The organism is Streptomyces sp. NBC_01268, from assembly GCF_036240795.1.
Classification (GTDB): domain Bacteria; phylum Actinomycetota; class Actinomycetes; order Streptomycetales; family Streptomycetaceae; genus Streptomyces.
In genome coordinates this window covers 4,814,176-4,841,087 of sequence record NZ_CP108454.1, presented here as the reverse complement: position 1 = coordinate 4,841,087, position 26,912 = coordinate 4,814,176, and the positions used below count along the sequence as shown (strand labels likewise).

At 70.7% G+C, this 26,912-nt stretch carries 24 protein-coding genes; 5 read left to right on the top strand and 19 right to left on the bottom strand.

Annotated features, from left to right (window positions below; translation table 11 throughout):
• Positions 1 to 87 precede the first annotated feature (87 nt).
• The 14 genes from nuoN to OG309_RS21655 are packed head-to-tail and all read right to left on the bottom strand — an operon-like array spanning position 88 to position 15,807.
• The gene (gene nuoN / locus OG309_RS21720; protein WP_329423114.1) at positions 88 to 1,737 is read right to left on the bottom strand and encodes an NADH-quinone oxidoreductase subunit NuoN; all 1,650 of its coding nucleotides are present in this window, start codon (positions 1,735 to 1,737) and stop codon (positions 88 to 90) included.
• Positions 1,734 to 3,305 carry an NADH-quinone oxidoreductase subunit M gene (locus OG309_RS21715; RefSeq protein WP_329423113.1) on the bottom strand — a complete coding sequence of 524 codons (1,572 nt, stop codon included), beginning with the start codon at positions 3,303 to 3,305 and terminating at the stop codon, positions 1,734 to 1,736. Before OG309_RS21715 ends, nuoN begins: the two co-directional genes overlap by 4 nt.
• A 5-nt stretch (positions 3,306 to 3,310) precedes the next feature.
• Complete coding sequence (gene nuoL / locus OG309_RS21710) at positions 3,311 to 5,206, bottom strand: NADH-quinone oxidoreductase subunit L (RefSeq protein ID WP_329423112.1); 1,896 nt, start codon at positions 5,204 to 5,206, stop codon at positions 3,311 to 3,313.
• A gap of 10 nt (positions 5,207 to 5,216) precedes the next feature.
• Positions 5,217 to 5,516: an NADH-quinone oxidoreductase subunit NuoK gene (gene nuoK / locus OG309_RS21705; RefSeq protein ID WP_329423111.1), complete on the bottom strand. Its 300-nt coding sequence runs from the start codon at positions 5,514 to 5,516 to the stop codon at positions 5,217 to 5,219.
• The gene (locus tag OG309_RS21700; protein ID WP_329423110.1) at positions 5,513 to 6,334 is read right to left on the bottom strand and encodes an NADH-quinone oxidoreductase subunit J; all 822 of its coding nucleotides are present in this window, start codon (positions 6,332 to 6,334) and stop codon (positions 5,513 to 5,515) included. Before OG309_RS21700 ends, nuoK begins: the two co-directional genes overlap by 4 nt.
• A complete protein-coding gene (gene nuoI / locus OG309_RS21695; protein WP_329423109.1) occupies positions 6,331 to 6,909 on the bottom strand; it encodes an NADH-quinone oxidoreductase subunit NuoI in 579 nt (192 codons plus the stop codon). The genes OG309_RS21700 and nuoI overlap by 4 nt, the downstream gene beginning before the upstream one ends.
• Positions 6,902 to 8,266, bottom strand: coding sequence for an NADH-quinone oxidoreductase subunit NuoH (gene nuoH / locus OG309_RS21690; RefSeq protein WP_329423108.1), 1,365 nt, complete (start codon positions 8,264 to 8,266; stop codon positions 6,902 to 6,904). The genes nuoI and nuoH overlap by 8 nt, the downstream gene beginning before the upstream one ends.
• A complete protein-coding gene (locus OG309_RS21685; RefSeq protein ID WP_329423107.1) occupies positions 8,263 to 10,743 on the bottom strand; it encodes an NADH-quinone oxidoreductase subunit G in 2,481 nt (826 codons plus the stop codon). The genes nuoH and OG309_RS21685 overlap by 4 nt, the downstream gene beginning before the upstream one ends.
• Positions 10,740 to 12,089, bottom strand: coding sequence for an NADH-quinone oxidoreductase subunit NuoF (gene nuoF / locus OG309_RS21680; RefSeq protein ID WP_329423106.1), 1,350 nt, complete (start codon positions 12,087 to 12,089; stop codon positions 10,740 to 10,742). Before nuoF ends, OG309_RS21685 begins: the two co-directional genes overlap by 4 nt.
• A complete protein-coding gene (gene nuoE, locus OG309_RS21675; protein ID WP_329423105.1) occupies positions 12,089 to 12,832 on the bottom strand; it encodes an NADH-quinone oxidoreductase subunit NuoE in 744 nt (247 codons plus the stop codon). Before nuoE ends, nuoF begins: the two co-directional genes overlap by 1 nt.
• Positions 12,829 to 14,151: an NADH-quinone oxidoreductase subunit D gene (locus tag OG309_RS21670; RefSeq protein WP_329423104.1), complete on the bottom strand. Its 1,323-nt coding sequence runs from the start codon at positions 14,149 to 14,151 to the stop codon at positions 12,829 to 12,831. Before OG309_RS21670 ends, nuoE begins: the two co-directional genes overlap by 4 nt.
• Entirely contained in the window at positions 14,148 to 14,879 is a 732-nt protein-coding gene (locus OG309_RS21665; protein ID WP_329423103.1) for an NADH-quinone oxidoreductase subunit C, read from the bottom strand. Before OG309_RS21665 ends, OG309_RS21670 begins: the two co-directional genes overlap by 4 nt.
• Positions 14,876 to 15,430, bottom strand: coding sequence for a NuoB/complex I 20 kDa subunit family protein (locus tag OG309_RS21660; RefSeq protein WP_329423102.1), 555 nt, complete (start codon positions 15,428 to 15,430; stop codon positions 14,876 to 14,878). Before OG309_RS21660 ends, OG309_RS21665 begins: the two co-directional genes overlap by 4 nt.
• Positions 15,431 to 15,447: 17 nt before the next feature.
• Positions 15,448 to 15,807, bottom strand: a complete 360-nt coding sequence (locus OG309_RS21655) for an NADH-quinone oxidoreductase subunit A (protein ID WP_019888619.1) — start codon at positions 15,805 to 15,807, stop codon at positions 15,448 to 15,450.
• Positions 15,808 to 16,478: 671 nt separating this feature from the next.
• On the opposite strand from OG309_RS21655, the gene OG309_RS21650 reads away from it, so the two are divergent.
• Positions 16,479 to 17,315: a C40 family peptidase gene (locus OG309_RS21650; RefSeq protein ID WP_329423101.1), complete on the top strand. Its 837-nt coding sequence runs from the start codon at positions 16,479 to 16,481 to the stop codon at positions 17,313 to 17,315.
• An 81-nt stretch (positions 17,316 to 17,396) separates the two neighbouring features.
• On the opposite strand, the gene OG309_RS21645 is transcribed toward OG309_RS21650, so the two are convergent.
• Complete coding sequence (locus OG309_RS21645) at positions 17,397 to 18,299, bottom strand: NAD(P)-dependent oxidoreductase (RefSeq protein WP_329423100.1); 903 nt, start codon at positions 18,297 to 18,299, stop codon at positions 17,397 to 17,399.
• An 84-nt stretch (positions 18,300 to 18,383) separates the two neighbouring features.
• Between OG309_RS21645 and OG309_RS21640 the strand changes: the two genes are divergently transcribed.
• A complete protein-coding gene (locus OG309_RS21640) occupies positions 18,384 to 19,358 on the top strand; it encodes a GlxA family transcriptional regulator (protein ID WP_329423099.1) in 975 nt (324 codons plus the stop codon).
• On the opposite strand, the gene OG309_RS21635 is transcribed toward OG309_RS21640, so the two are convergent.
• Positions 19,324 to 20,610 (bottom strand): geranylgeranyl reductase family protein, encoded by a 1,287-nt coding sequence (locus tag OG309_RS21635; RefSeq protein WP_329423098.1) that lies wholly within the window; start codon positions 20,608 to 20,610, stop codon positions 19,324 to 19,326. The genes OG309_RS21640 and OG309_RS21635 overlap by 35 nt on opposite strands.
• A 115-nt stretch (positions 20,611 to 20,725) precedes the next feature.
• Here OG309_RS21635 and OG309_RS21630 point away from each other — a divergent pair, with 115 nt between their 5' ends.
• A complete protein-coding gene (locus tag OG309_RS21630) occupies positions 20,726 to 21,469 on the top strand; it encodes a peptidase inhibitor family I36 protein (RefSeq protein ID WP_329423097.1) in 744 nt (247 codons plus the stop codon).
• Positions 21,466 to 22,857: a phosphodiester glycosidase family protein gene (locus OG309_RS21625; protein ID WP_329423096.1), complete on the top strand. Its 1,392-nt coding sequence runs from the start codon at positions 21,466 to 21,468 to the stop codon at positions 22,855 to 22,857. The genes OG309_RS21630 and OG309_RS21625 overlap by 4 nt, the downstream gene beginning before the upstream one ends.
• 21 nt (positions 22,858 to 22,878) lie before the next feature.
• Here the strand turns inward: OG309_RS21625 and OG309_RS21620 are convergent, their stop codons facing one another.
• From OG309_RS21620 to mqnC, 3 genes are all read right to left on the bottom strand, one after another.
• Positions 22,879 to 23,574, bottom strand: coding sequence for a demethylmenaquinone methyltransferase (locus tag OG309_RS21620; RefSeq protein WP_329423095.1), 696 nt, complete (start codon positions 23,572 to 23,574; stop codon positions 22,879 to 22,881).
• Between the two features lie 103 nt (positions 23,575 to 23,677).
• Entirely contained in the window at positions 23,678 to 24,277 is a 600-nt protein-coding gene (locus OG309_RS21615) for a hypothetical protein (protein ID WP_329423094.1), read from the bottom strand.
• An 11-nt stretch (positions 24,278 to 24,288) separates the two neighbouring features.
• Entirely contained in the window at positions 24,289 to 25,488 is a 1,200-nt protein-coding gene (gene mqnC / locus OG309_RS21610; protein WP_329423093.1) for a cyclic dehypoxanthinyl futalosine synthase, read from the bottom strand.
• A gap of 180 nt (positions 25,489 to 25,668) precedes the next feature.
• On the opposite strand from mqnC, the gene OG309_RS21605 reads away from it, so the two are divergent.
• The gene (locus OG309_RS21605; protein ID WP_329423092.1) at positions 25,669 to 26,745 is read left to right on the top strand and encodes an alpha/beta hydrolase; all 1,077 of its coding nucleotides are present in this window, start codon (positions 25,669 to 25,671) and stop codon (positions 26,743 to 26,745) included.
• The last annotated feature ends 167 nt before the right edge of the window (positions 26,746 to 26,912 follow it).

Genomic DNA, 26,912 nt, shown 5'->3' with positions numbered 1-26,912 from the left:
CACGGCGACGCGGGGGCGGGCGGCGCACGCCGAAGGGCCCGGCCGCCCGTGACAGGCGGCCGGGCCCTCTCCGGCGTGCGGCGACGGCTAGCGCACGAACACGCTCGCCTGGTTCGCGAGGTCCAGGAAGTACTGCGGCGCGAAGCCGAGCACCAGGGTGACCACCACACCGGCGGTGATCGCGACCGAGGTGAGGCCCGACGGCACGGCGACCGTGGGGCCGTCCGCCTTCGGCTCGCTGAAGAACATCAGCACGATCACCCGGATGTAGAAGAACGCGGCGATCGCGGAGGAGATCACACCGACCACGACCAGGGCGCCCGCGCCGCCGTCCGCCGCCGCCTTGAAGACGGCGAACTTCCCGGAGAACCCGGAGGTCAGCGGGATGCCGGCGAAGGCGAGCAGGAAGACCGCGAAGACCGCCGCGACCAGCGGCGAACGGCGGCCCAGACCCGCCCACTTGGACAGGTGGGTGGCCTCGCCGCCCGCGTCCCGGACCAGCGTGACCACGGCGAAGGCGCCGATCGTCACGAAGGAGTAGGCGCCCAGGTAGAACAGGACCGACGAGACGCCGCTGGGCGTGGCCGCGATGACACCGGCCAGGATGAACCCGGCGTGGGCGATCGAGGAGTACGCGAGCAGCCGCTTGATGTCGGTCTGGGTGATGGCGACGATCGCACCGCCCAGCATGGTGACGATGGCGACGGCCCACATGACCGGCCGCCAGTCCCAGGTGAGCCCCGGCAGCACCACGTACAGCAGGCGCAGCATCGCGCCGAACGCGGCGACCTTCGTCGCGGCGGCCATGAAGCCGGTGACGGGGGTCGGGGCGCCCTGGTAGACGTCCGGGGTCCACATGTGGAACGGGACGGCGCCGACCTTGAACAGCAGCCCCATCAGCACCAGGGCGAAGCCGATGAGCAGCAGCACGTCGTTGCCCATGGTGTCGGCGAGCGCCGGGTCGATCCCGGCGACGTCGCCGTCGACGACGTCGGCGATCGCGGCGTACGAGACGGAGCCCGCGTAGCCGTAGAGCAGGGCGATCCCGAAGAGCAGGAACGCCGAGGAGAAGGCGCCGAGCAGGAAGTACTTGACCGCGGCCTCCTGCGAGAGGAGGCGCTTGCGGCGGGCGACCGCGCACAGCAGGTAGAGCGGGAGGGAGAAGACCTCCAGCGCGACGAAGAGGGTCAGCAGGTCGTTGGCCGCGGGGAAGACCAGCATGCCGGCGACCGCGAACAGGGCGAGCGGGAACACCTCGGTGGTGGTGAAGCCGGCCTTGACGGCCGCCCGCTCCTGCTCGCTGCCGGGGACCGCGGCGGCCTCGGCGGCGAAGGAGTCGACCCGGTGGCCGTGGTCGGCCGGGTCGAGCCTGCGCTCGGCGAAGGTGAGGACCGCGACGACCGAGGCGAGCAGGATGGTGCCCTGGAGGAACAGCGCGGGCCCGTCGACGGCGATGGCCCCCATCGCCGCGAGGTGCGCCTTGGTGGAGCCGTAGCCGCCGGCGGCGAGGCCGACGACGGCGGCGAACGCGGCGACGAGCGCCAGGACGCTCAGGAACACCTGCGTGTAGTGGCGTCCCCTGCGCGGCACGAAGGCCTCGACGAGGACACTGACGACCGCCGCGCCGACCACGATGAGCACGGGCGACAGCTGCGTGTACTCGATGTGGGGTGCCGGGATCTTGCTGATCGGCTCGGCGGCCGTCGTCCACAGGGTGTGGACAGCCGGGGTGCTCACTTGGCCGCCTCCACTTCGGGGCTCGGGTCCTTCTGCTGGACATCGGACATGGTGTGCTGGACCGCCGGGTTGACGACGTCCGTCAGCGGCTTCGGGAAGACCCCGAGGAAGATCAGCACCGCGATCAGCGGGACGACCACGGCGAGCTCGCGCGCCCGCAGGTCCGGCAGCTCGCGGACCTCCTCCTTCACCGGGCCCGTCATCGTCCGCTGGTAGAGGACGAGGACGTACAGCGCGGCCAGGACGATGCCGGTGGTGGCGATGATCCCGGCCACCGGGTAGCGCGAGTAGGTGCCGACGAGGACCAGGAACTCGCTGACGAACGGGGCGAGTCCGGGCAGCGACAGGGTGGCGAGGCCGCCGATCAGGAAGGTCCCGGCGAGCACCGGGGCCACCTTCTGCACACCGCCGTAGTCGGCGATGAGCCGCGAGCCGCGCCGGGAGATCAGGAAGCCGGCGACCAGCATCAGGGCGGCCGTCGAGATGCCGTGGTTGACCATGTAGAGCGTGGCGCCGGACTGGCCCTGGCTGGTCATCGCGAAGATGCCCATGATGATGAAGCCGAAGTGCGAGATCGACGCGTAGGCGACCAGGCGCTTGATGTCCCGCTGGCCGACGGCGAGCAGCGCCCCGTACACGATGCTGATCAGCGCGAGCGCGACGATCACCGGGGTGGCCCACTTCGACGCGTCCGGGAAGAGCCCGAGGCAGAAGCGGAGCATCGCGAAGGTGCCGACCTTGTCGACGACGGCGGTGATGAGGACGGCGACCGGGGCGGTGGCCTCCCCCATCGCGTTCGGCAGCCAGGTGTGCAGCGGCCACAGCGGGGCCTTCACCGCGAAGGCGAAGAAGAAGCCGAGGAACAGCCACCGCTCGGTGCTGGTCGCCATCTCCAGCGAGCCGTTGGCCCGCGCCTCGGCGATCTCCGTGAGGGAGAAGTTGCCGGCGACGACGTACAGGCCGATGACCGCGGCCAGCATGATCAGGCCGCCGACCAGGTTGTAGAGCAGGAACTTGACCGCCGCGTAGGAGCGCTGGGCCGCCGCGTTCTCGTCGGAGCCCGCGTGGGCGCGGTCGCCGAAGCCGCCGATGAGGAAGTACATCGGGATGAGCATGGCTTCGAACAGGATGTAGAAGAGGAAGACGTCGGTGGCCTCGAAGGAGAGGATCACCATCGCCTCGACCATGAGGATCAGGGCGAAGAAGCCCTGGGTGGGACGCCACCGGGTGGAGGAGGTCTCCAGGGGGTCGGCGTCGTGCCAGCCGGCGAGCACGATGAAGGGGATGAGCAGCGCGGTGAGCGCGATGAGCGCCACCCCGATGCCGTCCACGCCGAGCTCGTAGCGGACGCCGAAGTCCGCGATCCAGGAGTGCGATTCGACGAGCTGGTAGCGGTCGCCGCCGGGCTCGAACCGTGCGAAGACGACGGCGGCGAGCACGAGGGTGGCGAGCGAGACCAGCAGCGCGAGCCACTTGGCGGCCGTGCGCCGGGCGGCGGGCACGGCGGCGGTGAGGATCGCACCGACCGCCGGCACCGCTGCCGTCGCCGTAAGGAGCGGGAAGGACATGAGCGTTACACCGCCCTCATCAGCAGGGTCGCGGCGATGAGCACCGCCACACCTCCGAACATGGAGACCGCGTACGACCGGGCATAGCCGTTCTGCAGCTTGCGGAGCCGGCCGGACAGCCCGCCGACCGAGGCCGCGGTGCCGTTGACCACCCCGTCGACGAGGCTGTGGTCGACGTAGACCAGGGAGCGGGTGAGGTGCGTGCCGCCCCGGACGAAGACGACGTGGTTGAAGTCGTCCTGGAGGAGGTCGCGGCGGGCGGCCCGGGTGAGCAGCGAGCCGCGCGGGGCGACGACCGGGACGGGCCGGCGTCCGTACTGGAGGTAGGCGAGGCCGACGCCCAGCAGCATCACGGCGACGGTGGCGGTGGTGATCGCCCCGGCGCTGATCGGCGGGTGGCCGTGCTCGAAGGAGGTGACGGGCTCCAGCCACTTCACGAAGCGGTCGCCGATCCCGAAGAGGCCGCCGGCGAAGACCGAGCCGAAGGCGAGCAGGACCATCGGGACCGTCATGGACTTCGGCGACTCGTGCGGGTGCGGCAGCTCGCCCTTCTCGTCGGGCTGCCAGCGCTTCTCGCCGAAGAAGGTCATGAACATCACGCGGGTCATGTAGTACGCGGTGATGGCGGCGCCCAGCAGGGTGACCGCGCCCAGGATCCAGCCCTCGGTGCCGCCCTTGGCGAAGGCCGCCTCGATGATCTTGTCCTTGGAGAAGAAGCCGGACAGGCCGGGGAAGCCGATGATCGCGAGGTAGCCGAGGCCGAAGGTGACGAAGGTGACCGGCATGTACTTCCGCAGGCCGCCGTAGCGGCGCATGTCCACCTCGTCGTTCATGCCGTGCATGACCGAACCGGCGCCGAGGAAGAGCCCGGCCTTGAAGAAGCCGTGCGTCACCAGGTGCATGATCGCGAAGGCGTAGCCGATGGGGCCGAGGCCGGCCGCCAGGATCATGTAGCCGATCTGCGACATCGTCGAACCGGCGAGCGCCTTCTTGATGTCGTCCTTCGCGCAACCGACGATCGCACCGAAGAGGAGCGTGACGGCGCCGACCACGGTGACGACGAGCTGGGCGTCGGGGGCGGCGTTGAAGATGTCGGCGGAGCGGACGATCAGGTAGACGCCGGCGGTGACCATGGTCGCGGCGTGGATGAGGGCCGAGACCGGGGTCGGGCCCTCCATCGCGTCGCCGAGCCAGGACTGCAGCGGCACCTGGGCGGACTTGCCGCAGGCCGCGAGGAGCAGCATCAGGCCGATCGCGGTGAGCTTGCCCTCGGAGGCCTCGCCGGTCGCCGCCAGGACCGGCCCGAAGGCGAAGGTCCCGAAGGTGGTGAACATCAGCATGATCGCGATCGACAGGCCCATGTCGCCGACCCGGTTGACCAGGAAGGCCTTCTTGGCGGCGGTGGCCGCGCTGGGCTTGTGCTGCCAGAAGCCGATCAGGAGGTAGGAGGCGAGGCCGACGCCCTCCCAGCCGAAGTAGAGCAGCAGGTAGTTGTCGGCGAGGACCAGCAGCAGCATCGCCGCGACGAACAGGTTGAGGTAGCCGAAGAAGCGACGGCGCCGCTCGTCGTGCTCCATGTACCCGATCGAGTAGACGTGGATGAGCGTGCCGACCCCGGTGATGAGGAGCACGAAGGTCATCGACAGCTGGTCGAGCTGGAAGGCGATGTCCGCCTGGAAGCCCTCGACCGGGATCCAGGTGTACAGGGTCTGGTGCAGGGCCCGGTCGTCGGCGCTCTTGGAGAGCATGTCGGCGAAGAGGACCACGCCGATGGCGAAGGAGACGGCGGCGAGCACGGTGCCGAGCCAGTGCCCGGTCTTGTCGAGCCGCCGGCCGCCGCACAGCAGGACGGCGGCTCCGAGCAGGGGCGCCGCGATGAGCAGCGCAATGAGGTTGTCCACGGTCAGCCCCTCACAGCTTCATCAGGCTGGCGTCGTCGACCGAGGCCGAATGGCGGGCACGGAAGACGGACACGATGATCGCGAGTCCGACGACGACCTCCGCGGCGGCCACGACCATCGTGAAGAAGGCGATGACCTGGCCGTCGAGGTTGCCGTGCATGCGGGAGAAGGTGACGAACGCGAGGTTGCAGGCGTTGAGCATCAGCTCGACGCACATGAAGAGCACGATCGCGTTGCGCCGGATGAGCACGCCCACCGCGCCGATGGTGAACAACAGCGCGGAGAGATAGAGATAGTTGACGGGATTCACCGCGAAGCCTCCTCTGCGTCCCGGCCCAGCCGCTCCTCGGAGCGCTGTTCGAGGGCCTTGAGGTCGGCGAGCGCCTCGTTCGACACGTCCCGGATCTGGCCCCGCTTGCGCAGGGTCTGCATGACGCTCAGCTCGGCCGGGGTGCCGTCCGGCAGCAGGCCCGCGATGTCCACCGCGTTGTGCCGGGCGTAGACGCCGGGGGCGGGCAGCGGCGGGAGGTGCTTGCCCTCGCGCACGCGCTGCTCGGCCAGCTCGCGCTGGGTGCGGGCGCGTTCGGTGCGCTCGCGGTGGGTGAGCACCATCGCGCCGAGGGCCGCGGTGATGAGCAGCGCGCCGGTGATCTCGAAGGCGAACACGTACGTGGTGAAGATCAGGGCGGCGAGGCCCTCGACGTTCCCGCCGGAGGCGGTGTTGGCGGTGCCCAGGCCGTTGAACTCGGTGAGCGAGGCGTGGCCGATGCCGGCGAACAGCAGGACGCCGAAGCCGAGTCCGCACAGGGCGGCCCACCAGCGCTGTCCCTTGATGGTCTCCTTCAGCGAGTCCGCGGCGGTGACACCGACCAGCATGACGACGAAGAGGAAGAGCATCATGATCGCGCCGGTGTAGACGACGATCTGGACGATGCCGAGGAAGTAGGCGCCGTTGGCGAGGTAGAAGACCGCCAGGATGATCATGGTCCCGGCGAGGCAGAGCGCGGAGTGCACGGCCCGCCTCATGAGGATCGTGCACAGCGCGCCGATGACGGCGATCGTGCCGAGCACCCAGAACTGGAGGGCCTCACCCGTGGAGGTCGTGTAGGAGGCGAGGGTCACGCTCATGCGTCCGCCCCCTCCGGCTCGCCCTTCTCGCCCTTGGACACGGCGATCTGGGGGACGGTGCCGGGCGCGGCCTCGGTGACCAGGCCCCGGTAGTAGTCCTGCTCGTCCATGCCCGGGAAGATGGCGTGCGGGGTGTCGACCATGGTGTCTTCCAGGCCCGCGAGCAGCTGCTCCTTGGTGTAGATCAGGTTCTCGCGGGAGGAGTCGGCCAGTTCGAACTCGTTGGTCATCGTCAGCGCGCGCGTGGGGCACGCCTCGATGCACAGCCCGCACAGGATGCAGCGGGCGTAGTTGATCTGGTAGACGCGGCCGTAGCGCTCGCCCGGGGAGTAGCGCTCCTCCTCGGTGTTGTCGGCGCCCTCCACGTAGATGGCGTCGGCGGGGCAGGCCCAGGCGCACAGCTCGCAGCCGACGCACTTCTCCAGACCGTCGGGGTGACGGTTGAGCTGGTGCCGGCCGTGGAAGCGGGGCGCCGTCGTCTTCGGCTGCTCCGGGTACTGCTCGGTCAGCCGCTTCTTGAACATGGCCTTGAAGGTCACGCCGAAGCCGGCCACCGGATTCTGGAAGTCAGACACCGTCCGTCTCCTTTCCCTCACTCGCGGTCGCGGTATCGGCGCCGCCGCTGACGATCAGCTCCCGCTCGTGGCGGGGCCTGCGCCGCGGTACGGCCGGCAGGGACTGCCCCGGCTTGGGCGGTACGGGGAAGCCGCCCGCCATCGGGTCGAACGAGCCGGTCTCCGCGGCCTCCGCGTCCGCGGCCGCCTTGCCCTTCTTGTCGCGGAAGACGTCGAAGACGAAGGAGAGCAGCAGCACTCCGAGGACGGCCCCGGCGACGTACAGCACGATGGTCTGGAAGTCGTAGTTCTCGTTGCGCAGCGCCCGGACGGTGGCGACCAGCATCAGCCAGACCACGGAGACCGGCAGGAGCACCTTCCAGCCCAGCTTCATCAGCTGGTCGTAGCGGACGCGGGGCAGCGTGCCGCGCAGCCAGATGAAGAAGAAGAGCAGCAGCTGGACCTTGAGGACGAACCAGAGCATCGGCCACCAGCCGTGGTTGGCGCCCTCCCAGAAGCCGGAGATCGGCCAGGGGGCGCGCCAGCCGCCCAGGAACAGGGTCACGGAGACGGCCGAGACGGTCACCATGTTCACGTACTCGGCGAGCATGAAGAGCGCGAACTTGATGGACGAGTACTCGGTGTTGAAGCCGCCGACCAGGTCGCCCTCGGACTCCGGCATGTCGAAGGGGGCGCGGTTGGTCTCGCCCACCATGGTGACGATGTAGATGATGAAGGAGACCGGCAGCAGCACGATGTACCAGCGGTCGGCCTGCGCCTCCACGATCGTCGAGGTCGACATCGACCCGGAGTAGAGGAAGACGGAGGCGAACGCGGCGCCCATGGCGATCTCGTACGAGATCATCTGGGCGGCCGAGCGCAGTCCGCCGAGCAGCGGGTACGTGGAGCCGGAGGACCAGCCGGCGAGCACGATGCCGTAGATGCCGACGGAGGCGACCGCGAGGATGTAGAGCATCGCGATCGGCAGGTCGGTCAGCTGCATCGTGGTGCGCTGGCCGAAGATCGACACCTCGTTGCCGGCCGGGCCGAAGGGGATCACCGCGATGGCCATGAAGGCCGGGATGGCGGCGATGATCGGAGCGAGGACGTAGACGACCTTGTCGGCCCGCTTGACGATGACGTCTTCCTTCAGCATCAGCTTGATGCCGTCGGCGAGCGACTGGAGCATGCCCCAGGGGCCGTGCCGGTTGGGGCCGATGCGCAGCTGCATCCAGGCGACGACCTTGCGCTCCCACACGATGGAGAAGAGCACGGTCACCATCAGGAACGCGAAGCAGAAGACCGCCTTGACGAGGACGAGCCACCAGGGGTCGCGCCCGAACAGGGACAGGTCTTCGGCGGCGAGGAGCGTGTTCATGCCTCCACCTCCGTGAGGGTGGCCGGGCCGATGCGGACCAGGTCGCCGGGGCGGGAGCCGGTGCCGGCGAGGACGCCGTGGCCGGCCGAGTTCAGCGGGAGCCAGACCACCCGGTCGGGCATCTCGGTGACCTGGAGGGGGAAGCGGACCGCGCCCGCGGGCCCGGTGACTTCGAGGGTGTCGCCGTCCTTGACGCCGGTGGCGGCGGCGGTGCCGGCGGAGAGCCGGGCGACGGCGGCGTGCCGGGTGCCGGCCAGTGCCGTGTCGCCCTCCTGGAGGCGCCCGAGGTCGAGCAGCATCCGGTGTCCGGCGAGGACGGCCTCGCCCTCGCCCGGGCGCGCGGCGGACTGGCCGGGCTCGGCGGGCTCGGTGGCCCGCTCGCCGGTCCAGCCGCCGAGCCGGTCCAGCTCGCGCCGTACGGAACGCAGGTCCGGCAGGGCGAGGTGGGCGTCCATGGCGTCGGCCAGCATGTGCAGCACGCGGGCGTCGGCGGGCGGCAGCGTCCGGGTCATCTGCTCCGGCTTGAGCGCGGCTTCGAACAGCCGGGCGCGGCCCTCCCAGTTGAGGAAGGTGCCGGCCTTCTCGGCGACCGCGGCGACCGGCAGGATCACGTCGGCGCGCTCGGTGACCGCGCCGGGCCGCAGTTCGAGCGAGACCACGAAGGCCGCGTCGAGGGCCTCGCGGGCGCGGGCCGGATCGGGCAGGTCGTCGACGTCGACGCCGCCGACGAGCAGCGCGCCGAGTTCGCCGGTGGCGGCGGCCTCGACGATCTGGCCGGTGTCGCGGCCGTAGCCGTGCGGGAGTTCGCGGACGCCCCAGACCTCGGCGACCTCCTCCCGGGCGCGCGGGTCGGTCACGGGCCGACCGCCGGGCAGCAGCGCCGGGATGGCGCCCGCCTCGACGGCGCCGCGCTCTCCGGCCCGGCGCGGGATCCACACCAGCGTGGCGCCGGTGGCGGTCGCGGCGCGCAGGGCGGCGGTGAGCGCCCCGGGCACTCCGGCGAGCCGCTCGCCGACGGCGATGACGGCGCCGTCCTGGCGCAGCGCCTCCGCCGCGGCGAGCCCGTCGGCGGAGAGCCCGACCCGGGAGGTGAGGGCGTCGAGCCACTCGGTCTCGGTGCCGGGGGCGGCGGCGAGCAGGGTGCCGCCGGTCTTCTCCAGGCCGCGGGTGGCGAACGCGGCGACCGCGTAGGTCCGCTGGCCCTTCTTCTTCCAGGCCTTGCGCAGCCGCAGGAAGACGCCGGGGGCCTCCTCCTCGGACTCCAGGCCGACGAGGAGCACGGCGGGCGCGGCTTCCAGCGAGGTGTACGTGACGCCCCTGCCGTCCAGGTCGCGGCCGCGTCCGGCGACGGCGGAGGCGAGGAAGTCGGCCTCCTCGCCGGAGTGGACGCGGGCCCGGAAGTCGACGTCGTTGGTGTCGAGGGCGACCCGGGCGAACTTGGCGTAGGCGTAGGCGTCCTCGACGGTCAGCCGGCCGCCGGCCAGGACGCCGGTGCGCCCGCGCACGAGCCCGCGGGCCGCGGCTTCGAGCGCCTCGGGCCAGGAGGCCGCCTCCAGCACGCCGGTCTCGGGGTTGCGGACCAGCGGGGTGGTCAGCCGGTCGCGCTGCTGCGCGTACCGGAAGCCGAACCGCCCCTTGTCGCAGACCCACTCCTCGTTGACCTCGGGGTCCTCGGCGGCGAGCCGCCGCATGACCTTGCCGCGGCGGTGGTCGGTGCGGGTCGCGCAGCCGCCGGCGCAGTGCTCGCAGACGCTCGGCGTCGACACGAGGTCGAAGGGGCGCGAGCGGAAGCGGTAGGCGGCCGAGGTCAGCGCGCCGACCGGGCAGATCTGGATGGTGTTGCCGGAGAAGTACGACTCGAAGGGGTCGCCCTCGCCGGTGCCGACCTGCTGGAGCGCGCCACGCTCCAGCAGCTCGATCATCGGGTCGCCGGCGACCTGGTTGGAGAAGCGGGTGCAGCGCGCGCAGAGCACGCAGCGCTCGCGGTCGAGCAGCACCTGGGTGGAGATGGCGACCGGCTTCTCGTAGGTCCGCTTCTTCCCCTCGAAGCGGGACTCGGACTGCCCGTGGGACATGGCCTGGTTCTGCAGCGGGCACTCGCCGCCCTTGTCGCAGACCGGGCAGTCCAGCGGGTGGTTGATGAGCAGCAGCTCCATCACGCCGTGCTGGGCCTTCTCGGCGACCGGCGAGGTCAGCTGCGACCGGACCACCATGCCGTCGGTGCAGGTGATGGTGCAGGACGCCATGGGCTTGCGCTGGCCCTCGACCTCGACGATGCACTGGCGGCAGGCGCCGGCCGGGTCGAGGAGCGGGTGGTCGCAGAAGCGGGGGATCTCGATGCCGAGCTGCTCGGCGGCCCGGATCACCAGGGTCCCCTTGGGGACGGAGATCTCGATGCCGTCGATGGTCAGCGTGACGAGGTCCTCCGGCGGGACCGCCGCACCACCCCCGGAGGGGGCGGACGTGGTGACTGTCATGCGTTCACCTCCCGGTGCTTGTCCGCCCAGGCGGTGGACTTGGCGGGGTCGAAGGGGCAGCCCTTGCCCGTGATGTGCTGCTCGTACTCGGCGCGGAAGTACTTCAGCGAGGAGAAGATCGGCGAGGCGGCGCCGTCGCCGAGGGCGCAGAACGACTTGCCGCTGATGTTGTCGGCGATGTCGTTCAGCTTGTCGAGGTCGCTCATCACGCCCTTGCCGGCCTCGATGTCACGGAGCAGCTGGACGAGCCAGTAGGTGCCCTCGCGGCAGGGGGTGCACTTGCCGCAGGACTCGTGGGCGTAGAACTCGGTCCAGCGGGTGACGGCCCGCACCACGCAGGTGGTCTCGTCGAAGCACTGGAGCGCCTTGGTGCCGAGCATGGATCCGGCGGCGCCGACGCCCTCGTAGTCGAGCGGGACGTCGAGGTGCTCCTCGGTGAACATCGGGGTGGAGGAGCCGCCGGGGGTCCAGAACTTGAGCCGGTGGCCGGGCCGCATCCCGCCGCTCATGTCGAGGAGCTGACGCAGGGTGATGCCGAGCGGGGCCTCGTACTGGCCGGGCGAGGCGACGTGCCCGCTGAGCGAGTAGAGCGTGAATCCCGGGGACTTCTCGGTCCCCATGGAGGTGAACCAGTCCTTGCCCTTGTTCAGGATCGCGGGAACCGAGGCGATGGATTCGACGTTGTTCACCACAGTGGGGCAGGCGTACAGACCGGCGACCGCGGGGAAGGGGGGACGCAGCCGGGGCTGGCCGCGGCGCCCTTCGAGCGAGTCGAGCAGCGCGGTCTCCTCGCCGCAGATGTACGCGCCGGCGCCGGCGTGCACGGTGATGTCGAGGTTCAGGCCGCTGCCGAGGATGTCCCGGCCGAGGTAGCCGGCCTCGTACGCCTCGCGGACCGCCTCGTGCAGGCGGCGCAGGACGGGTACGACCTCGCCGCGCAGGTAGATGAACGCGTGCTCGGAGCGGATCGCGTAGCAGGCGATGATCATTCCCTCGATGAGGGAGTGCGGGTTGGCGAAGAGCAGCGGGATGTCCTTGCAGGTGCCCGGCTCGGACTCGTCGGCGTTGACGACGAGGTAGTGCGGCTTGCCGTCGCCCTGCGGGATGAACTGCCACTTCATCCCGGTGGGGAAGCCCGCGCCGCCGCGGCCGCGCAGGCCGGACTCCTTGACGTACGCGATGAGGTCGTCGGGCGACATCGCGAGCGCCTTGCGCAGGCCCTCGTAGCCCTCGTGCCGCCGGTAGGTGTCCAGGGTCCAGGACTCGGGCTGGTCCCAGAACGCCGACAGGACCGGCGACAGCAGCTTCTCGGGGCTGCTGTTGTTGATCTCGGCTGCCAAGGTCATCACTCCCCCTCCTCACTGGCCGCCTCGCCACGCGGGTGGACGATCCGGTGCTGGGGGGTCTCCCCCTTGGCCAGGCGCAGACCGACGAGCGAGGCGGGGCCGGCGCCCCCGGTGGCCTCGACGGCGCCCTCGCGCTCGTCGGGGAAGCCCGCGAGGATCCGCGCGGTCTCCTTGAACGTGCACAGCGGCGCTCCGCGGGTGGGGGCGACGGGACGCCCGGCCAGCAGGTCGTCGACGAGCCGCTTGGCGGAGTCGGGCGTCTGGTTGTCGAAGAACTCCCAGTTGACCATCACGACGGGCGCGAAGTCGCAGGCCGCGTTGCACTCGATGTGTTCGAGGGTGACCTTGCCGTCGGCGGTCGTCTCGTCGTTGCCGACGCCGAGGTGCTCCTTGAGCTCCTCGAAGATGGCGTCGCCGCCCATGACGGCGCACAGCGTGTTGGTGCAGACGCCGACCTGGTAGTCGCCCGAGGGCTTGCGCCGGTACATCGTGTAGAACGTGGCGACCGCGGTGACCTCGGCGGTGGTCAGGCCGAGCGTCTCGGCACAGAAGCGCATGCCGGTCCGGGTGACGTGGCCCTCCTCCGACTGCACGAGGTGCAGCATCGGCAGGAGCGCGGAGCGGGACCCCGGGTAGCGGTCGATGATCGCCTTCGCGTCCTGTTCCAGCCGGGCGCGGACCTCGGCGGGGTAGTCGGGCGCGGGCAGCTGGGGCATCCCGAGACTGGTGTGTCCGTCCGTCATCGGTCGACGCCTCCCATCACGGGGTCGATGGACGCGACGGCGACGATGACGTCGGCGACCTGGCCGCCTTCGCACATCGCGGCCATGGCCTGGAGGTTGGTGAAGGACGGGTCGCGGAAGTGGACCCGGTAGGGGCGGGTGCCGCCGTCGGAGACGACGTGCACGCCGAGTTCGCCCTTGGGCGACTCGACGGCCGCGTAGGCCTGTCCGGCGGGGACCCGGAAGCCCTCGGTGACGAGCTTGAAGTGGTGGATCAGGGCCTCCATGGAGGTGCCCATGATCTTCTTGATGTGGTCGAGGGAGTTGCCGAGTCCGTCCGGGCCGAGGGCCAGCTGGGCGGGCCAGGCGATCTTCTTGTCGCCCACCATGACCGGGCCGGGCTCCAGCCGGTCCAGGCACTGCTCGACGATCCGCAGCGACTGGCGCATCTCCTCCAGGCGGACGAGGAAGCGCCCGTAGGCGTCGCAGCTGTCGGCGGTGGGGACCTCGAAGTCGTAGGTCTCGTAGCCGCAGTACGGGTCGGTCTTGCGCAGGTCGTGCGGGAGTCCCGCGGAGCGCAGGATCGGTCCGGTGGCGCCGAGGGCCATGCAGCCGGTGAGGTCGAGGTAGCCGACGTCCTGCATGCGGGCCTTGAAGATGGGGTTGCCGGTGGCCAGCTTGTCGTACTCCGGCAGGTTCTTCCTCATGGTCTTCACGAACTCGCGCACGGCGTCGACGGCGCCGGGCGGGAGGTCCTGGGCGAGGCCGCCGGGGCGGATGAACGCGTGGTTCATGCGCAGGCCGGTGATCAGCTCGTACAGGTCCAGGATCAGTTCGCGGTCCCGGAAGCCGTAGATCATGATCGTGGTGGCGCCGAGCTCCATGCCGCCGGTGGCGATGCACACCAGGTGCGAGGAGAGCCGGTTGAGCTCCATGAGGAGCACCCGGAGGATGCTCGCCCGGTCCGGGATGTCGTCGGTGATGCCGAGCAGCTTCTCCACGCCGAGGCAGTACGCCGTCTCGTTGTAGAACGAGGTGAGGTAGTCCATGCGCGTGACGAAGGTGGTGCCCTGCGTCCAGGTCCGGTACTCGAGGTTCTTCTCGATGCCGGTGTGGAGGTAGCCGATGCCGCAGCGGGCCTCGGTGACGGTCTCGCCGTCGATCTCCAGGATGAGCCGGAGCACGCCGTGGGTGGACGGGTGCTGGGGGCCCATGTTGACGACGATGCGCTCGTCGTCGGCCTTGGCGGCGGACTGGACGACCTCGTCCCAGTCGCCGCCGGTGACCGTGTAGACGGTCCCTTCCGTGGTCTCCCTGGGGGAGGCAGAGGGGGTGTTCACGAGTACGACCTCCGCTGGTCCGGAGCCGGGATCTGGGCGCCCTTGTACTCGACGGCGATGCCGCCGAGGGGGTAGTCCTTGCGCTGCGGGTGGCCCGGCCAGTCGTCCGGCATCATGATCCGGGTGAGGGCGGGGTGGCCGTCGAAGACGATGCCGAAGAAGTCGTACGTCTCGCGCTCGTGCCAGTCGTTGGTCGGGTAGACCGGGACCAGCGACGGGATGCGCGGGTCGCCCTCGGAGGCCGAGACCTCCAGGCGCAGCAGCCGGCCGTGGGTGAGCGAGCGCAGGTGGTAGACGGCGTGCAGCTCGCGGCCCTTGTCGCCCGGGTAGTGGACGCCGGAGACGCCGGTGCACAGTTCGAAGCGCAGGGCGGGGTCGTCGCGCAGGGTGCGGGCGACCCGGACCAGGTGTTCGCGCTCGATGTGGAAGGTGAGCTCGCCGCGGTCGACGACCGTCCTCTCGATGGCGTTCTCCGGGAGCAGTCCCTGCTCCTCCAGGGCGCCCTCGAGTTCGTCGGCGACCTCGTCGAACCAGCCGCCGTACGGGCGGGAGGCCGGTCCGGGCAGGCGCACCGAGCGGACCAGGCCGCCGTAGCCGGAGGTGTCGCCGCCGTTGTTCGCGCCGAACATGCCGCGCTGGACGCGGACCTCCTCCCCGTGCTCGCCGCGCTGTCCCGGGAGGTTCTGCTCGCTGAGCTCCTTCTCGGGATTGGGTGTCTCGTCGCTCACCGGAGCAGACCCTTCATCTCGATCGTGGGCAGCGCCTTGAGCGCCGCCTCCTCCGCCTCGCGGGCCGCTTCCTGGGCGTTCACGCCCAGCTTGGAGTTCTGGATCTTCTGGTGGAGCTTGAGGATCGCGTCCACCAGCATCTCCGGGCGCGGCGGGCAACCCGGCAAATAGATGTCAACCGGAACAATGTGGTCAACGCCCTGCACAATCGCGTAATTGTTGAACATTCCGCCCGAAGACGCGCAAACCCCCATGGAGATGACCCACTTGGGGTTCGGCATCTGGTCGTAGACCTGCCGCAGGACGGGCGCCATCTTCTGGCTGACGCGGCCGGCCACGATCATCAGGTCGGCCTGGCGCGGGGAGCCGCGGAAGACCTCCATCCCGAAGCGGGCCAGGTCGTAGCGGCCTGCGCCGGTCGTCATCATCTCGATGGCGCAGCAGGCGAGGCCGAAGGTCGCGGGGAAGACGGAGGCCTTCCGGACCCAGCCCGCGGCCTGTTCGACGGTCGTCAGCAGAAAACCGCTGGGCAGCTTCTCTTCGAGTCCCATGGGTGCTCCTCAGCCCCTCAGTCCCATTCCAGGCCGCCGCGCCGCCACACGTAGGCGTAGGCGACGAAGACGGTGAGCACGAAGAGCAGCATCTCCACGAGCCCGAAAAGCCCCAGGGCGTCGAAGGTGACGGCCCAGGGGTAGAGGAAGACGATCTCGATGTCGAAGACGATGAAGAGCATCGCCGTCAGGTAGTACTTGATCGGGAAGCGGCCGCCTCCGGCCGGAGTGGGCGTCGGTTCGATGCCGCACTCGTAGGCCTCAAGTTTTGCCCTGTTGTACCGCTTTGGCCCGATTAGCGTGGCCATGACCACGGAGAAGATCGCAAACCCCGCACCCAGGGCACCGAGCACGAGGACGGGCGCGTACGCATTCACGCTCCTCGCTCCTTCCAGTCGTCCTTGACCGTTGGACCGCACTGTCGGCCTGCGCCGCGACACGGAAGATCGCTCCCATGTGAGGCAGTTCACAAGCCCGACTGCCCCGCATCTTAAGCCCGCCCCTCTGTGATCTGCGACACGGGGTGCAGCAACGACTTTGTGATCTCCACCACCTGACGAAGGATCATGAAGTCGGATGAGCGGTGATCTTGCCACTCGAAGCGCCCAGGTGATCACCAGATGTGACATCCGTACCGGAAATCGCTGGTCGGAGGGGGTGTCGCACTATCAAGAGTTGGGCGGTACAGGCAAATTGGCAGCGAGACGCGTACGAGTGATAAAGGAACCGCCTGTCGCCCGGTCGGGGGGCTCGGCGTACCGCGGTGGACGTGTGCACGCGTTCACGAGCTCGGGTGTGACCTGCGCCACATCGGGAACCGGCCGGGAAGAACGGGGCTTGGCCATCGAGGTGAAGAGGTGGTAAGTGACGGGCAATTCGGACTTTTCATTGAAAACCCATGATCAAGGCCCGATTGAGGCGTGACCGTTTTGCCCGTTACGGCGTCAATAAGGGTGCCAGGGAAGCGGATTCAAAGGTTCCGAACGTAACTGTGGCGCAACCCACGTTTCTTGAAGGGAACCGTGAAGCCCTGATAGCGGTTGTACCCATGTCCCACACCGCTCACATACCCAGCCACCGGAAGCCCCGCCGCAGCGGCTCGAAGATGGCGTTCCGCGCCGGAGTTGCCGGTGGCGTCTTCAGCACCCTCGCGGTGGCCGGTGCCGCTGCCCCGGCGAACGCCGAGCCGGTGACCGAGACGACCCTCGAGATGCCCACCCTGGGCTCCCTCGACGCCGACCTCGCCAGCGCCGTCTCCGCCTCCGCCGAGGCGAGCCAGCAGGAGGCCCTCGACCAGAGCCTCGCCGCTCAGGAGGACGCCGCCCTCAAGAAGGCCGCCGCCCAGGCCAAGAAGGCCAAGGCCGAGGCCGACCGCAAGGCCGAGGCGGAGAAGGCCGAGAAGGCCCGCGCCGAGGCCGAGGAGCGCGCCTCCCGCACCGCGACGCGCACCCAGCTCTCCGCGAAGTCGTCCTCTGGCTCCTCCGACGCCGTCAGCAGCCGCTCCTCCAGCGGCAGCACGCAGGTCGCCACCGGCTCCGCCGCCGCGATCGTGGCCTTCGCGCGCGCCCAGGTCGGCGACGCCTACGTCATGGGCGGCACCGGCCCCAACTCGTGGGACTGCTCGGGCCTCGTCCAGGCCGCCTACCGCGAGGCCGGCATCGACCTGCCGCGCATCTCCGGCGACCAGTCGAGCCGCGGCACCTCCGTCTCGCTGAGCAACCTCCAGCCGGGCGACATCCTCTACTGGGGCAGCCGCAGCGGCTCGTACCACGTCGCCATCTACGTCGGCGGCGGCATGTACGTCGGCGCGCAGAACCCGTCGACCGGTGTCGTCGAGCGCTCCCTCGACTGGGACACCCCGTCCGGCGCCGTGCGCATCCTCTGATCGCACCACCGCACGCGTGAAGGGCCGTCACTCCTCGGGGGAGCGACGGCCCTTCGTCCTGCCTGCGTATGCTTTCGGGCGTTACTTCCGGAATGCCTCGATCATCCGGGCGTAGCTGTCCCCTCCGTGCCCGGCCTCGACCGCCTCCTTCATCATCTCCAGGTGCAGCCGGGGCAGCCGGCCGTCGATCCCGCGCTCCTCGCCGGCGTGCAGCAGATGCGCGACCGACGCCACGTGCACGTCGAGGGTCGCGTCGTCGCCGGGGTACTCCCCCGCGTCGATCTGCTCGGCGTACGTGGTCATGAACCAGGCCATCGTGCGCAACGAGCGCACCGCGACCGCCGTGAACTCCTTGGCCGGCACCCCGTCGGCGCCGGTGAGCGCGGTGGAGTGCAGCCAGCCGCCGAAGATCGACCACATCAGGCCCAGCAGACCGGCGTCGTACAGCGAGGCGAGACCCGCGTCCCCGCCCAGGTCCACGGGGTCGGCGAGGAGCTCCAGGGTCGTGCGGTGCTGCTCCAGGAGGCCCGGACGGCCCGCGTAGAGAATCATGTTGGCGCTGTCGCCGATGCCGGGCGGGGTGGTCATGATCCCGCCGTCGAGGTAGCCGATGCCGTGCCCCTCGGCCCAGGCGGCCTCCGCGCGGGCCTGCTCGGGCGAGCCGGAGGTCAGGTTGACCACGGCCCGGCCGCGCAGCACCCCGGCCACGGGGTCGAGGAGGGCGCGGACCGCCGGGTAGTCGAGGACGCAGACCACGACGAGCTCGCTCGCCGCGACCGCCTCGGCGACGGTGCCGGCGCGGCGGGCACCACGGGCCACGAGCGGATCGGCCCGCTCCGGGGTGCGGTTGAAGACGGTGGTGGGGTGTCCGGCGTCGAGGAAGGCGGCGGCGAGGGCCGCGCCCATCCGGCCGAGTCCGATGACGGTGACGTTCTGCTTGTCGGTGGCGGTCGTGTCGCGGGTCGTGGTGCTCGTGTCGCTCATGGCTCCACGCTCTCAACGGCGGGATCCGGCCGACAGGAGCGGGACCGCCGCCCTGCGCACGATTCCTGCCATAGGGTCGCGGACATGAGCACCGGAGTCGTCGCCGTCGTCCTCGTCCCCGACGAGCAGGGCCGGATCTCCCCGTACGACCTGTACGAACTGTCCACCGCGTCGATGGTGTTCGGGATGCCGCACACGGATCTGGCCGACCCCTGGTACGAGCTGAGGGTGGTCGGCCCGGCCCCGTACGGGACGCACGGCCTGGACGCCGTGGCCGGCGCGGACACCGTGATCGTGCCGTCGGTGCCGGACGCGGTGGTCGAGGGGCGCCAGGAGCTGCCCCCGGAGCTGGTCGACGTGGTGCGCGCGGCGGCGGACGCCGGGGCGCGGGCGGTGTCGATGTGCAGCGGCGCGTTCGCGCTGGCCGCGGCCGGGCTGCTGGACGGGCGCCGGGCCACCCTGCACCGGGCGTACGCGGCCGAGCTGGCCGTCCGTCACCCGCGGGTGGAGGTCGACCCGTCGGTGCTCTACACCGACGAGGGGCGCGTGCTGACCGGCGCGGGCGCCGCGGCCGGCCTGGACCTGTGCCTGCACCTGGTGCGCAAGGACCTCGGCGCGGGCGTCGCGGGCGCGCTCGCCGACCGTCTGGTGGTCGCGCCGCACCGCTCCGGCGACCGGCCCCAGTCCGTCGCGGCGCCGCTCCCGGCGGCCGGGGCGGACACCCTCGGCCCGGCCCTCCAGTGGGCCCTGGAGCGGCTGGACGAGCCGCTGACGGTGGACCGGCTGGCGCGCCAGGCGCGGATGAGCCCGCGCACCTTCCACCGCAGGGTGCGCGAGGTGCACGGCACCACCCCGCTGCAGTGGCTGCTGGAGCAGCGGGTGGCGCGCGCGCAGACGCTCCTGGAGGCGACGGATCTGCCGGTGGAGCGGATCGGCGAGGAGAGCGGCCTGGGTTCGGCGGCGAACCTGCGCCGCCATTTCACCCGGACGGTCGGGGTCTCCCCGACCGTCTACCGGGCCTCGTTCACGCCTTCGGGGCCACCTTCGAGAGCCCGTTGATGATGCGGTCCATCGCGTCGCCGCCCGTCGGGTCGGTGAGGTTGGCCAGCATCTTCAGCGTGAACTTCATCAGGAGCGGGTGGCTCAGGCCGCGCTGGGTCGCGATCTTCATGATCTTCGGGTTGCCGATGAGCTTCACGAAGGCACGGCCCAGCGTGTAGTAGCCGCCGTAGGTGTCCTTCAGGATCTTCGGGTAGTTGTGCAGCGCCAGCTCGCGCTGGGCGGGGGTGGCCCGGGCGTGCGCCTGGACGATGACGTCGGCCGCGATCTGGCCGGACTCCATGGCGTACGCGATGCCCTCGCCGTTGAACGGGTTGACGAGGCCGCCGGCGTCGCCGACGAGCAGCAGGCCCTTGGTGTAGTGGGGCTGGCGGTTGAAGGCCATCGGCAGGGCGGCGCCGCGGATGGGGGTGGTCATGTTGTCCGGGGTGAAGCCCCAGTCCTCGGGCATCGAGGCGCACCAGGCCTTGAGGACCTCGCGCCAGTCGAGCTCCTTGAAGGCGGAGGAGGAGTCGAGGATGCCGAGGCCGACGTTGGAGGTGCCGTCGCCCATGCCGAAGATCCAGCCGTAGCCGGGCAGCAGCCGGTCCTGCGCGCCGCGCCGGTCCCACAGCTCCAGCCAGGACTCCAGGTAGTCGTCCTCGTGGCGCGGGCTCGTGAAGTACGTGCGCACGGCGACGCCCATCGGGCGGTCCTCGCGCCGGTGCAGGCCCATCGCGAGGGACAGCCGGGTGGAGTTGCCGTCGGCGGCGACGACCAGCGGGGCGTGGAAGGTGACCTCGCGCTTCTCCTCGCCCAGCTTGGCGTGGACGCCGGTGATCCGGCCGGTGCGGTCGTCGACGATCGGGGCGCCGACGTTGCAGCGCTCGTAGAGCCGGGCGCCGGCCTTCTGGGCCTGGCGGGCGAGCTGCTCGTCGAAGTCGTCGCGCTTGCGGACCAGTCCGTAGTCCGGGTACGAGGCGAGGTCGGGCCAGTCGAGCTGGAGCCGGACGCCGCCGCCGATGATCCGCAGGCCCTTGTTGCGGAGCCAGCCGGCCTCTTCGGAGATGTCGATGCCCATGGCGACGAGCTGCTTGGTCGCGCGCGGGGTGAGGCCGTCGCCGCAGACCTTCTCGCGCGGGAACGCGGTCTTCTCCAGGAGCAGGACGTCGAGTCCGGCCTTGGCGAGGTAGTACGCGGTGGTCGAGCCGGCCGGGCCCGCCCCGACGACGATCACGTCTGCGCTGTGCTCGGAGAGGGGCTGCTCGGTCACGGCGGATTCTCCCGAAGACTCGACGGTAGGGGGCGGTACGGACGTACCGGGGCAGTCTATGGGGGACGGGAAAGGACTGGCCGGAGGGCTACCCCTCATTGCATGATCACTCCCCGTGACCCTTACTCGCACACACATACGACGGGGCTCGCTGGTCACAGCGGTCCTCGCGCTGCTCAGCGCGGCGTTCCTGGTGCTGCCCGCCAGCGCCGAGCCCGCCCCCTTCGACGACTGCCCCGCCGACACCCTCTGCCTGTACGGCGGGACCGACGGCACCGGCGAGCGCCGCGACTTCACCGCCACGCAGAGCCTGGAGAGCTACGACGCCACCTGGGACGGCCGGACCCTCTCCGCGAAGAACAACACCAAGCTGTGGAGCTGCGTCTACGTCGACGCGCACTACGGCGGCCGGCTCCAGACCATCAAGCCGGGCAACTCCGACGAGTACACGACCGACCCGAACTTCAACGGCACCATCAGCTCCCACAAGCTGGTCCCGTCCCGCGCCCACTGCTTCACCGGCTACGAGCGCTGCCCCGACAACCGGGTCTGCACCTTCACCGAGGAGCGCGGCCGCGGCGCGATGACCGTCCACCTGCCCGCGACCGACCCCGCCACCAAGAACTACGGCGACAGCTACGGCCCCGAGACGGCGCCCAAGTCGGTGTTCAACCGCACCCGGAAGCACGCCTGCTTCTACCCGGAGCCGACCTACTCCGGCACCTGGACCGACCCGGCCGACCAGAAGAAGTACGGCGCGTACGTCGTGCTGCGCGGCGACAGCACCACCGTGCCCGCCCCGTACACCGGCACCTTCCGCTCGCACGAGCTCGTCAACGGAACCTCGGAGTGCCAGTGACCAGGAACCAGCGCCCCCTGGCGGCCCTCGCCGCCGTCGCCGCCGCCCTCACCCTGACCACCTCGGCCACCGCCGCGCCGGCCGCCGAGGAGCCGCCCAGCCCGCTCGGCCTCAACTGGACCAAGTCCGACCCGGTCACCGTCGCCACCGGCGTCACCCGCACCACGTGGACCGAGCGGAACCTCGACAACCGGACCGCGCCCCGCGTCCTCCAGGTCGTCGAGATCGACCCCGCCGCCTCGGCGCTCACCCTCGGCAGCACCGTCGGCCGCGCCGACGCCCCGCCCGAGGTGCTCCCCGACCAGCTGGCCACGGTCTCCTCCGTCGCCGCCCGTCACCCGTACGCGGGCACCAACGGCGGCCTGTTCCAGCTGGAGCCCGCCGCGGCCGGGACCACCGACCGGAACGCGGTGCACACCAGCGCCACGGCCACCGACGGCGTGCTGCACAGCGCCAGTTGCTGGACCGGCGGACAGGGCAGCAACGGGGCCGTGATCCAGTACGGCATCCCGTACATCACCAAGCTGCTCACCGACCTGAAGCTGACCGGGCCGACCGGCGAGAGCGTCCGCGTCGACGACGTGAACCGCAGCCCCGGCCGGGTCGCGCACTGCGCGCGGGACGCCGAGGACACCCGGGTGACCACCAGCCCGCCCGTCTACACCGATCCCGACGAGATCGTCCTGTTCACCGACGACTACGGGGTCCCCACGCCCAAGCCGGGCATCGACCCCACCGTCCCGGCCACCGCCGACACCGGGTTCGAGGTCGTCCTCGACGCGAACGGCGTCGTCACCGACGCCCACACCGGCCGCGGCGGCACCACCGTCCCCGCCGGCGGACGGGTCCTCCAGGGCATCGGCACCGGCGCCGAGTGGCTGCGCACCCGCCTCGTCCGCGACGACCGGGTCGGCGTCGAGCAGAAGCTGCGTGACGTCACGCTCGGCCGGGACATCCCGCTGGACGCCTCCGTCGACGTGGTGAGCTCCTTCCACCGGCTGCTGACGAGCGGGTCGATCCCCGCCGAGCTGCCCAACTCGTGCTCCGACACGACGAAGCCGGGCAAGGACCCCGCGATCCTCATCTGCACGGACTCGCGCACCTCGCTCGCCACGAACATCAAGGGCAACCCGGTGCTCGTCACCCTCACCGCCAAGGACGGCGAGGACGGCGACTACCTGCGCACCTTCGCCGAGCTCCTCGACTCCAAGGAGCTCGGTCTGGTCGACGCCCTCAACCTCGACGGCGGCGGCTCGACCACGCTGATGGCGGGCACCCAGGTGCTCACCCCGCCCACGGACACCGTGGGCGGCGTGAAGGTGCACCGGAAGGTGGCGGACGCCGTGTACGCGGGCGTCGGCGGCTACGGCATGTACGCCAAGCCGTAGCCCGCCAGGGCGCTGCGGCCGCTACGGCTGCTTGAACCCGCGGTGCATCGCCACGATCCCGCCGGTCAGGTTCCGCCAGGCCACCTCGGACCAGCCGGCCTTCTGCATCATGCCCGCGAGGGTCGGCTGGTCGGGCCAGGACCGGATGGACTCGGCGAGGTACACGTACGCGTCGGGGTTGGAGGAGACGGCCCGCGCCACCGGCGGCAGCGCGCGCATCAGGTACTCCTCGTACACCGTGCGGAACGGCGCCCAGGTGGCGTGCGAGAACTCGCAGATGACGACCCGGCCGCCGGGCTTCGTCACGCGGTACAGCTCGCGCAGCGCCTGGTCGGTGTCCTGGATGTTGCGCAGCCCGAAGGAGATGGTGACGGCGTCGAAGACGTCGTCGCGGAACGGCAGCTTCGTGCCGTCGCCCGCGGTGAACGGCATCCACGGGTGGTTCTTCTTGCCGACCCGCAGCATCCCCAGGGAGAAGTCGCAGGGCACGACGTACGCCCCGGCGCGCGCGAACGGCTGCGAGGAGGTCGCGGTGCCGGCGGCCAGGTCGAGGATCCTCTGCGCGGGCCGCGCGTCGACCGCCTTGGCGACCTCCTTGCGCCAGCGCCGGTCCTGGCCGAGCGACAGGACGTCGTTGGTGAGGTCGTAGTTCGCCGCCACGTCGTCGAACATCGAGGCGACTTCGTGCGGCTGCTTGTCCAGGGTGGCGCGGGTCACTGGCGTTCGCCTCACTTGGTTCGTACTGCGGGCTTGGTTCGTACGGAGGGCCTGGGGGCCGACGTTACGCCCGCATTGTCGCAGGGGACGGCGGCCACGACGGTCAGCGGGCCCGGTAGACCAGACGGCCCGCGATGACCGTCGCCACGCAGGTGGCGGGCCCCAGGCGCACGAGCGCCGCCCGGTCGGGCACGTCGAAGACGGCGAAGCGGGCCGGGCCGCCCGGCGCGAGCCGCGGCAGCAGCACGAGCGGCGCCGGCGTCAGGGACGGCGGCCCCGGCAGGTTCGGCGGGCGCTGCCCCACGGCGAGCCCGGCCCGGCGCACCGCGTCCTGCGCGGCCCGGCCGCGCAGCTCCCCGCCGACGGCGACCGTGCCGTGCGCGAGCAGCCGCTGCACCCCGCGGCGCGCGGAGGCTCCCCGGCGGGCGGGGTTCGCCTCGAAGATCTCGTGCGCCCGCTCCCCCATGATCGGCTCGGTGCCGAAGGTGTCGGCCTCGCGCGGGTCCGGGTGGTAGGTCGCTTCGAGCAGCTCGGGGCCGTACGGGTTGAGCAGCCCGGAGGTGAGGATGCCGGGCCAGCGGCGCAGCCGGGCGTCCTGGTTGGCGTCGGCCAGTTCCTCGTACGGGCCGACGGCCGCGACGAGCGGACCGTCGACGAGGACGGCGAACTCGGGCGAGCCGTCGGCGGCGTGCAGCGTCAGCATCGGTGCCGTTCTCAGTGGGCGTCGAGGAGCTTCAGCTCGGGGTGGGCCGTGCCGCCCTCGATCGCGATGGACGAGATGTGGGAGGCCACGCGCTCGTCGACCGGGTCGTTCGCCGGGTCGTCGTGGACGACCAGGTGCTCGTAGGTGGTCGAGCGCTGCGCGGGGACGCGGTCCGCGGTGCGGATCATGTCGATCATCTCGCGCAGGTTGGAGCGGTGCTTGGCGCCGGCCGAGGAGACGACGTTCTCCTCCAGCATGATGGAACCGAGGTCGTCGGCGCCGTAGTGCAGGGTGAGCTGGCCGATCTCCTTGCCGGTGGTGAGCCACGAGCCCTGGATGTGCGCCACGTTGTCGAGGAAGAGGCGCGCGATGGAGATCATGCGCAGGTACTCGAAGAGGGTCGCCTGGGTACGGCCCTTCAGGTGGTTGTTCTCGGGCTGGTACGTGTACGGGATGAAGGCCCGGAAGCCGCCCGTGCGGTCCTGGAGGTCGCGGATCATCCGCAGGTGCTCGATGCGCTCGGCGTTGGTCTCGCCGGTGCCCATGAGCATCGTGGAGGTCGACTCGACGCCCAGCCCGTGGGCGATCCCCATGATCTCCAGCCAGCGCTCGCCGCTCTCCTTGAGCGGGGCGATGGCCTTGCGGGGGCGCTCCGGGAGCAGCTCGGCGCCGGCGCCCGCGAAGGAGTCCAGGCCGGCCGCGTGGATGCGGGTGATGGCCTCCTCGACGGAGACCCTGGAGATGCGGGCCATGTGCTCGACCTCGGACGCGCCGAGGGAGTGGATGACCAGCTGCGGGTACTCGGCCTTGATCGCGGCGAAGTGCTTCTCGTAGTACTCGACGCCGAAGTCGGGGTGGTGGCCGCCCTGGAACATGATCTGGGTGCCGCCGAGCTCCACGGTCTCCGCGCAGCGGCGCAGGATGTCGTCGAGGTCGCGGGTCCAGCCCTTCTTGGTGTCCTTGGGGGCCGCGTAGAACGCGCAGAACTTGCACGCCGTCACACAGACGTTCGTGTAGTTGATGTTGCGCTCGATGATGTACGTGGCGATGTGCTCGGTCCCCGCGTAGCGGCGGCGGCGCACGGCGTCGGCGGCGGCACCGAGGGCGTGCAGCGGCGCCGAGCGGTACAGGTCGAGCGCCTCCTCGGGGGTGATCCGGCCACCGGCGGCGGCGCGGTCGAGAACGGACTGGAGAGCGGCCTTCTCGGTCACCGGGTGTCCCTTTCGGAGGCTGCGCACGCGCGGGCGGGCGCGTACTGGACGGACCGAGCCAGCCTACGCCAGCACCTCCGGCCGGATTCGTGCCGGTCCCGAGCCAACCGATCGGGTCCCGGATCCCTCTCCCCTTCCGGAATCCGCCGTATGACCCGAAACGCACTCGGAGACCCCGCCATGACACGTCGCCGCCGCCTCCACCGCACCCTCGCGGCCGCCCTCGCCCTCGGGACCACGCTGGCCGCGGTCGCCGGCTGCTCTTCGGACCAGGGCGACCCGGTCTCCTTCGACACCCCGCGGAACGGCAAGCCCCAGCAGGCGGCCGTGCACACACCGGGCGGGAAGAACGGCGGGACGAAGGGGGACCACGGCCCCGTGACCGTGTTCCCCACCGGACCCAAGGCGGAGTTCACCGACGCCAACACCGTCGAGGACGGCACGAAGATCGGCGTCACCGAGCTCCGGGGCGCGAAGTCCGGATTCACCGGCAAGGTGTGGGTGTGGGCCCCGAAGCAGTATTTCGACCCGAAGTACGCGAACAGCGGCTTTCCGGTCCTGATCTCGCTGCCCGGCGGCGTCGGCTATCCGACGAATTACTGGATGGGCACCGACCTCAAACTCCAGTCGAGCATCGCCCGCTGGTCCGAAGAGGGAAAGAGCCTGCCGTTCATCGTGGTGATGCCCGTCCTCAACCCGGACGACAAGCACTATTACGACGGGAGCGATATCCCGGACCAGCCGCGAATGGGCACCTGGCTGACCGAGGACGTCCCGGATTTCGTCCGGGCGAATTTCCGTACGTTCAAGTCGCGGGACGGCTGGGCGTTCATGGGCTCGTCCTCGGGCGGCTTCGTGGGCCTGAAGTCGGTGCTCCAGAAGCCGGACAAGTTCAAGGGCGTCATCGCCTCGGGACCGGACCTGATCCCGGACTCGCCGCTGTGGCAGGGGCACGAGCGGGAGCGGCGGGCGAACGACCCGGGCCGGCTCGCCGCGGCGCTCGGCCGGAAGCCGGACACCAAGGAGAACGAGCTCTTCCTGGCGTTCCAGCTGGGCACCAAGGAGACCCGCCTCTCCCCGCACGTGAAGGCCTTCATCAAGCAGTACACGAAGGGCCCGATCAAGTCCCACCTGGAGATCATCCAGGGCGGCGGGCACAACGCGCTGAGCTACATCCGGGGCATGGACGAGGGCTCGATCGCCTGGCTGAGCCGCCGGATGCAGGGCCCGATCGCCGCCCCCGTCCCCTCCTCGTAGGGCCCCGGGGGCCCTAGGGCCTGTCGTCAAACTCCCGCCTGCCCCGCGACGCCTGGCACGCGCTCTCGCCGCACCGGGTGAAAGTCCGAGTACGTCCAGTACGAGGGCTTCCACCCGGCACGCCGAGAGCACGCACCAGACGCCGCGGGGCCGCCCTTCGGGCGACG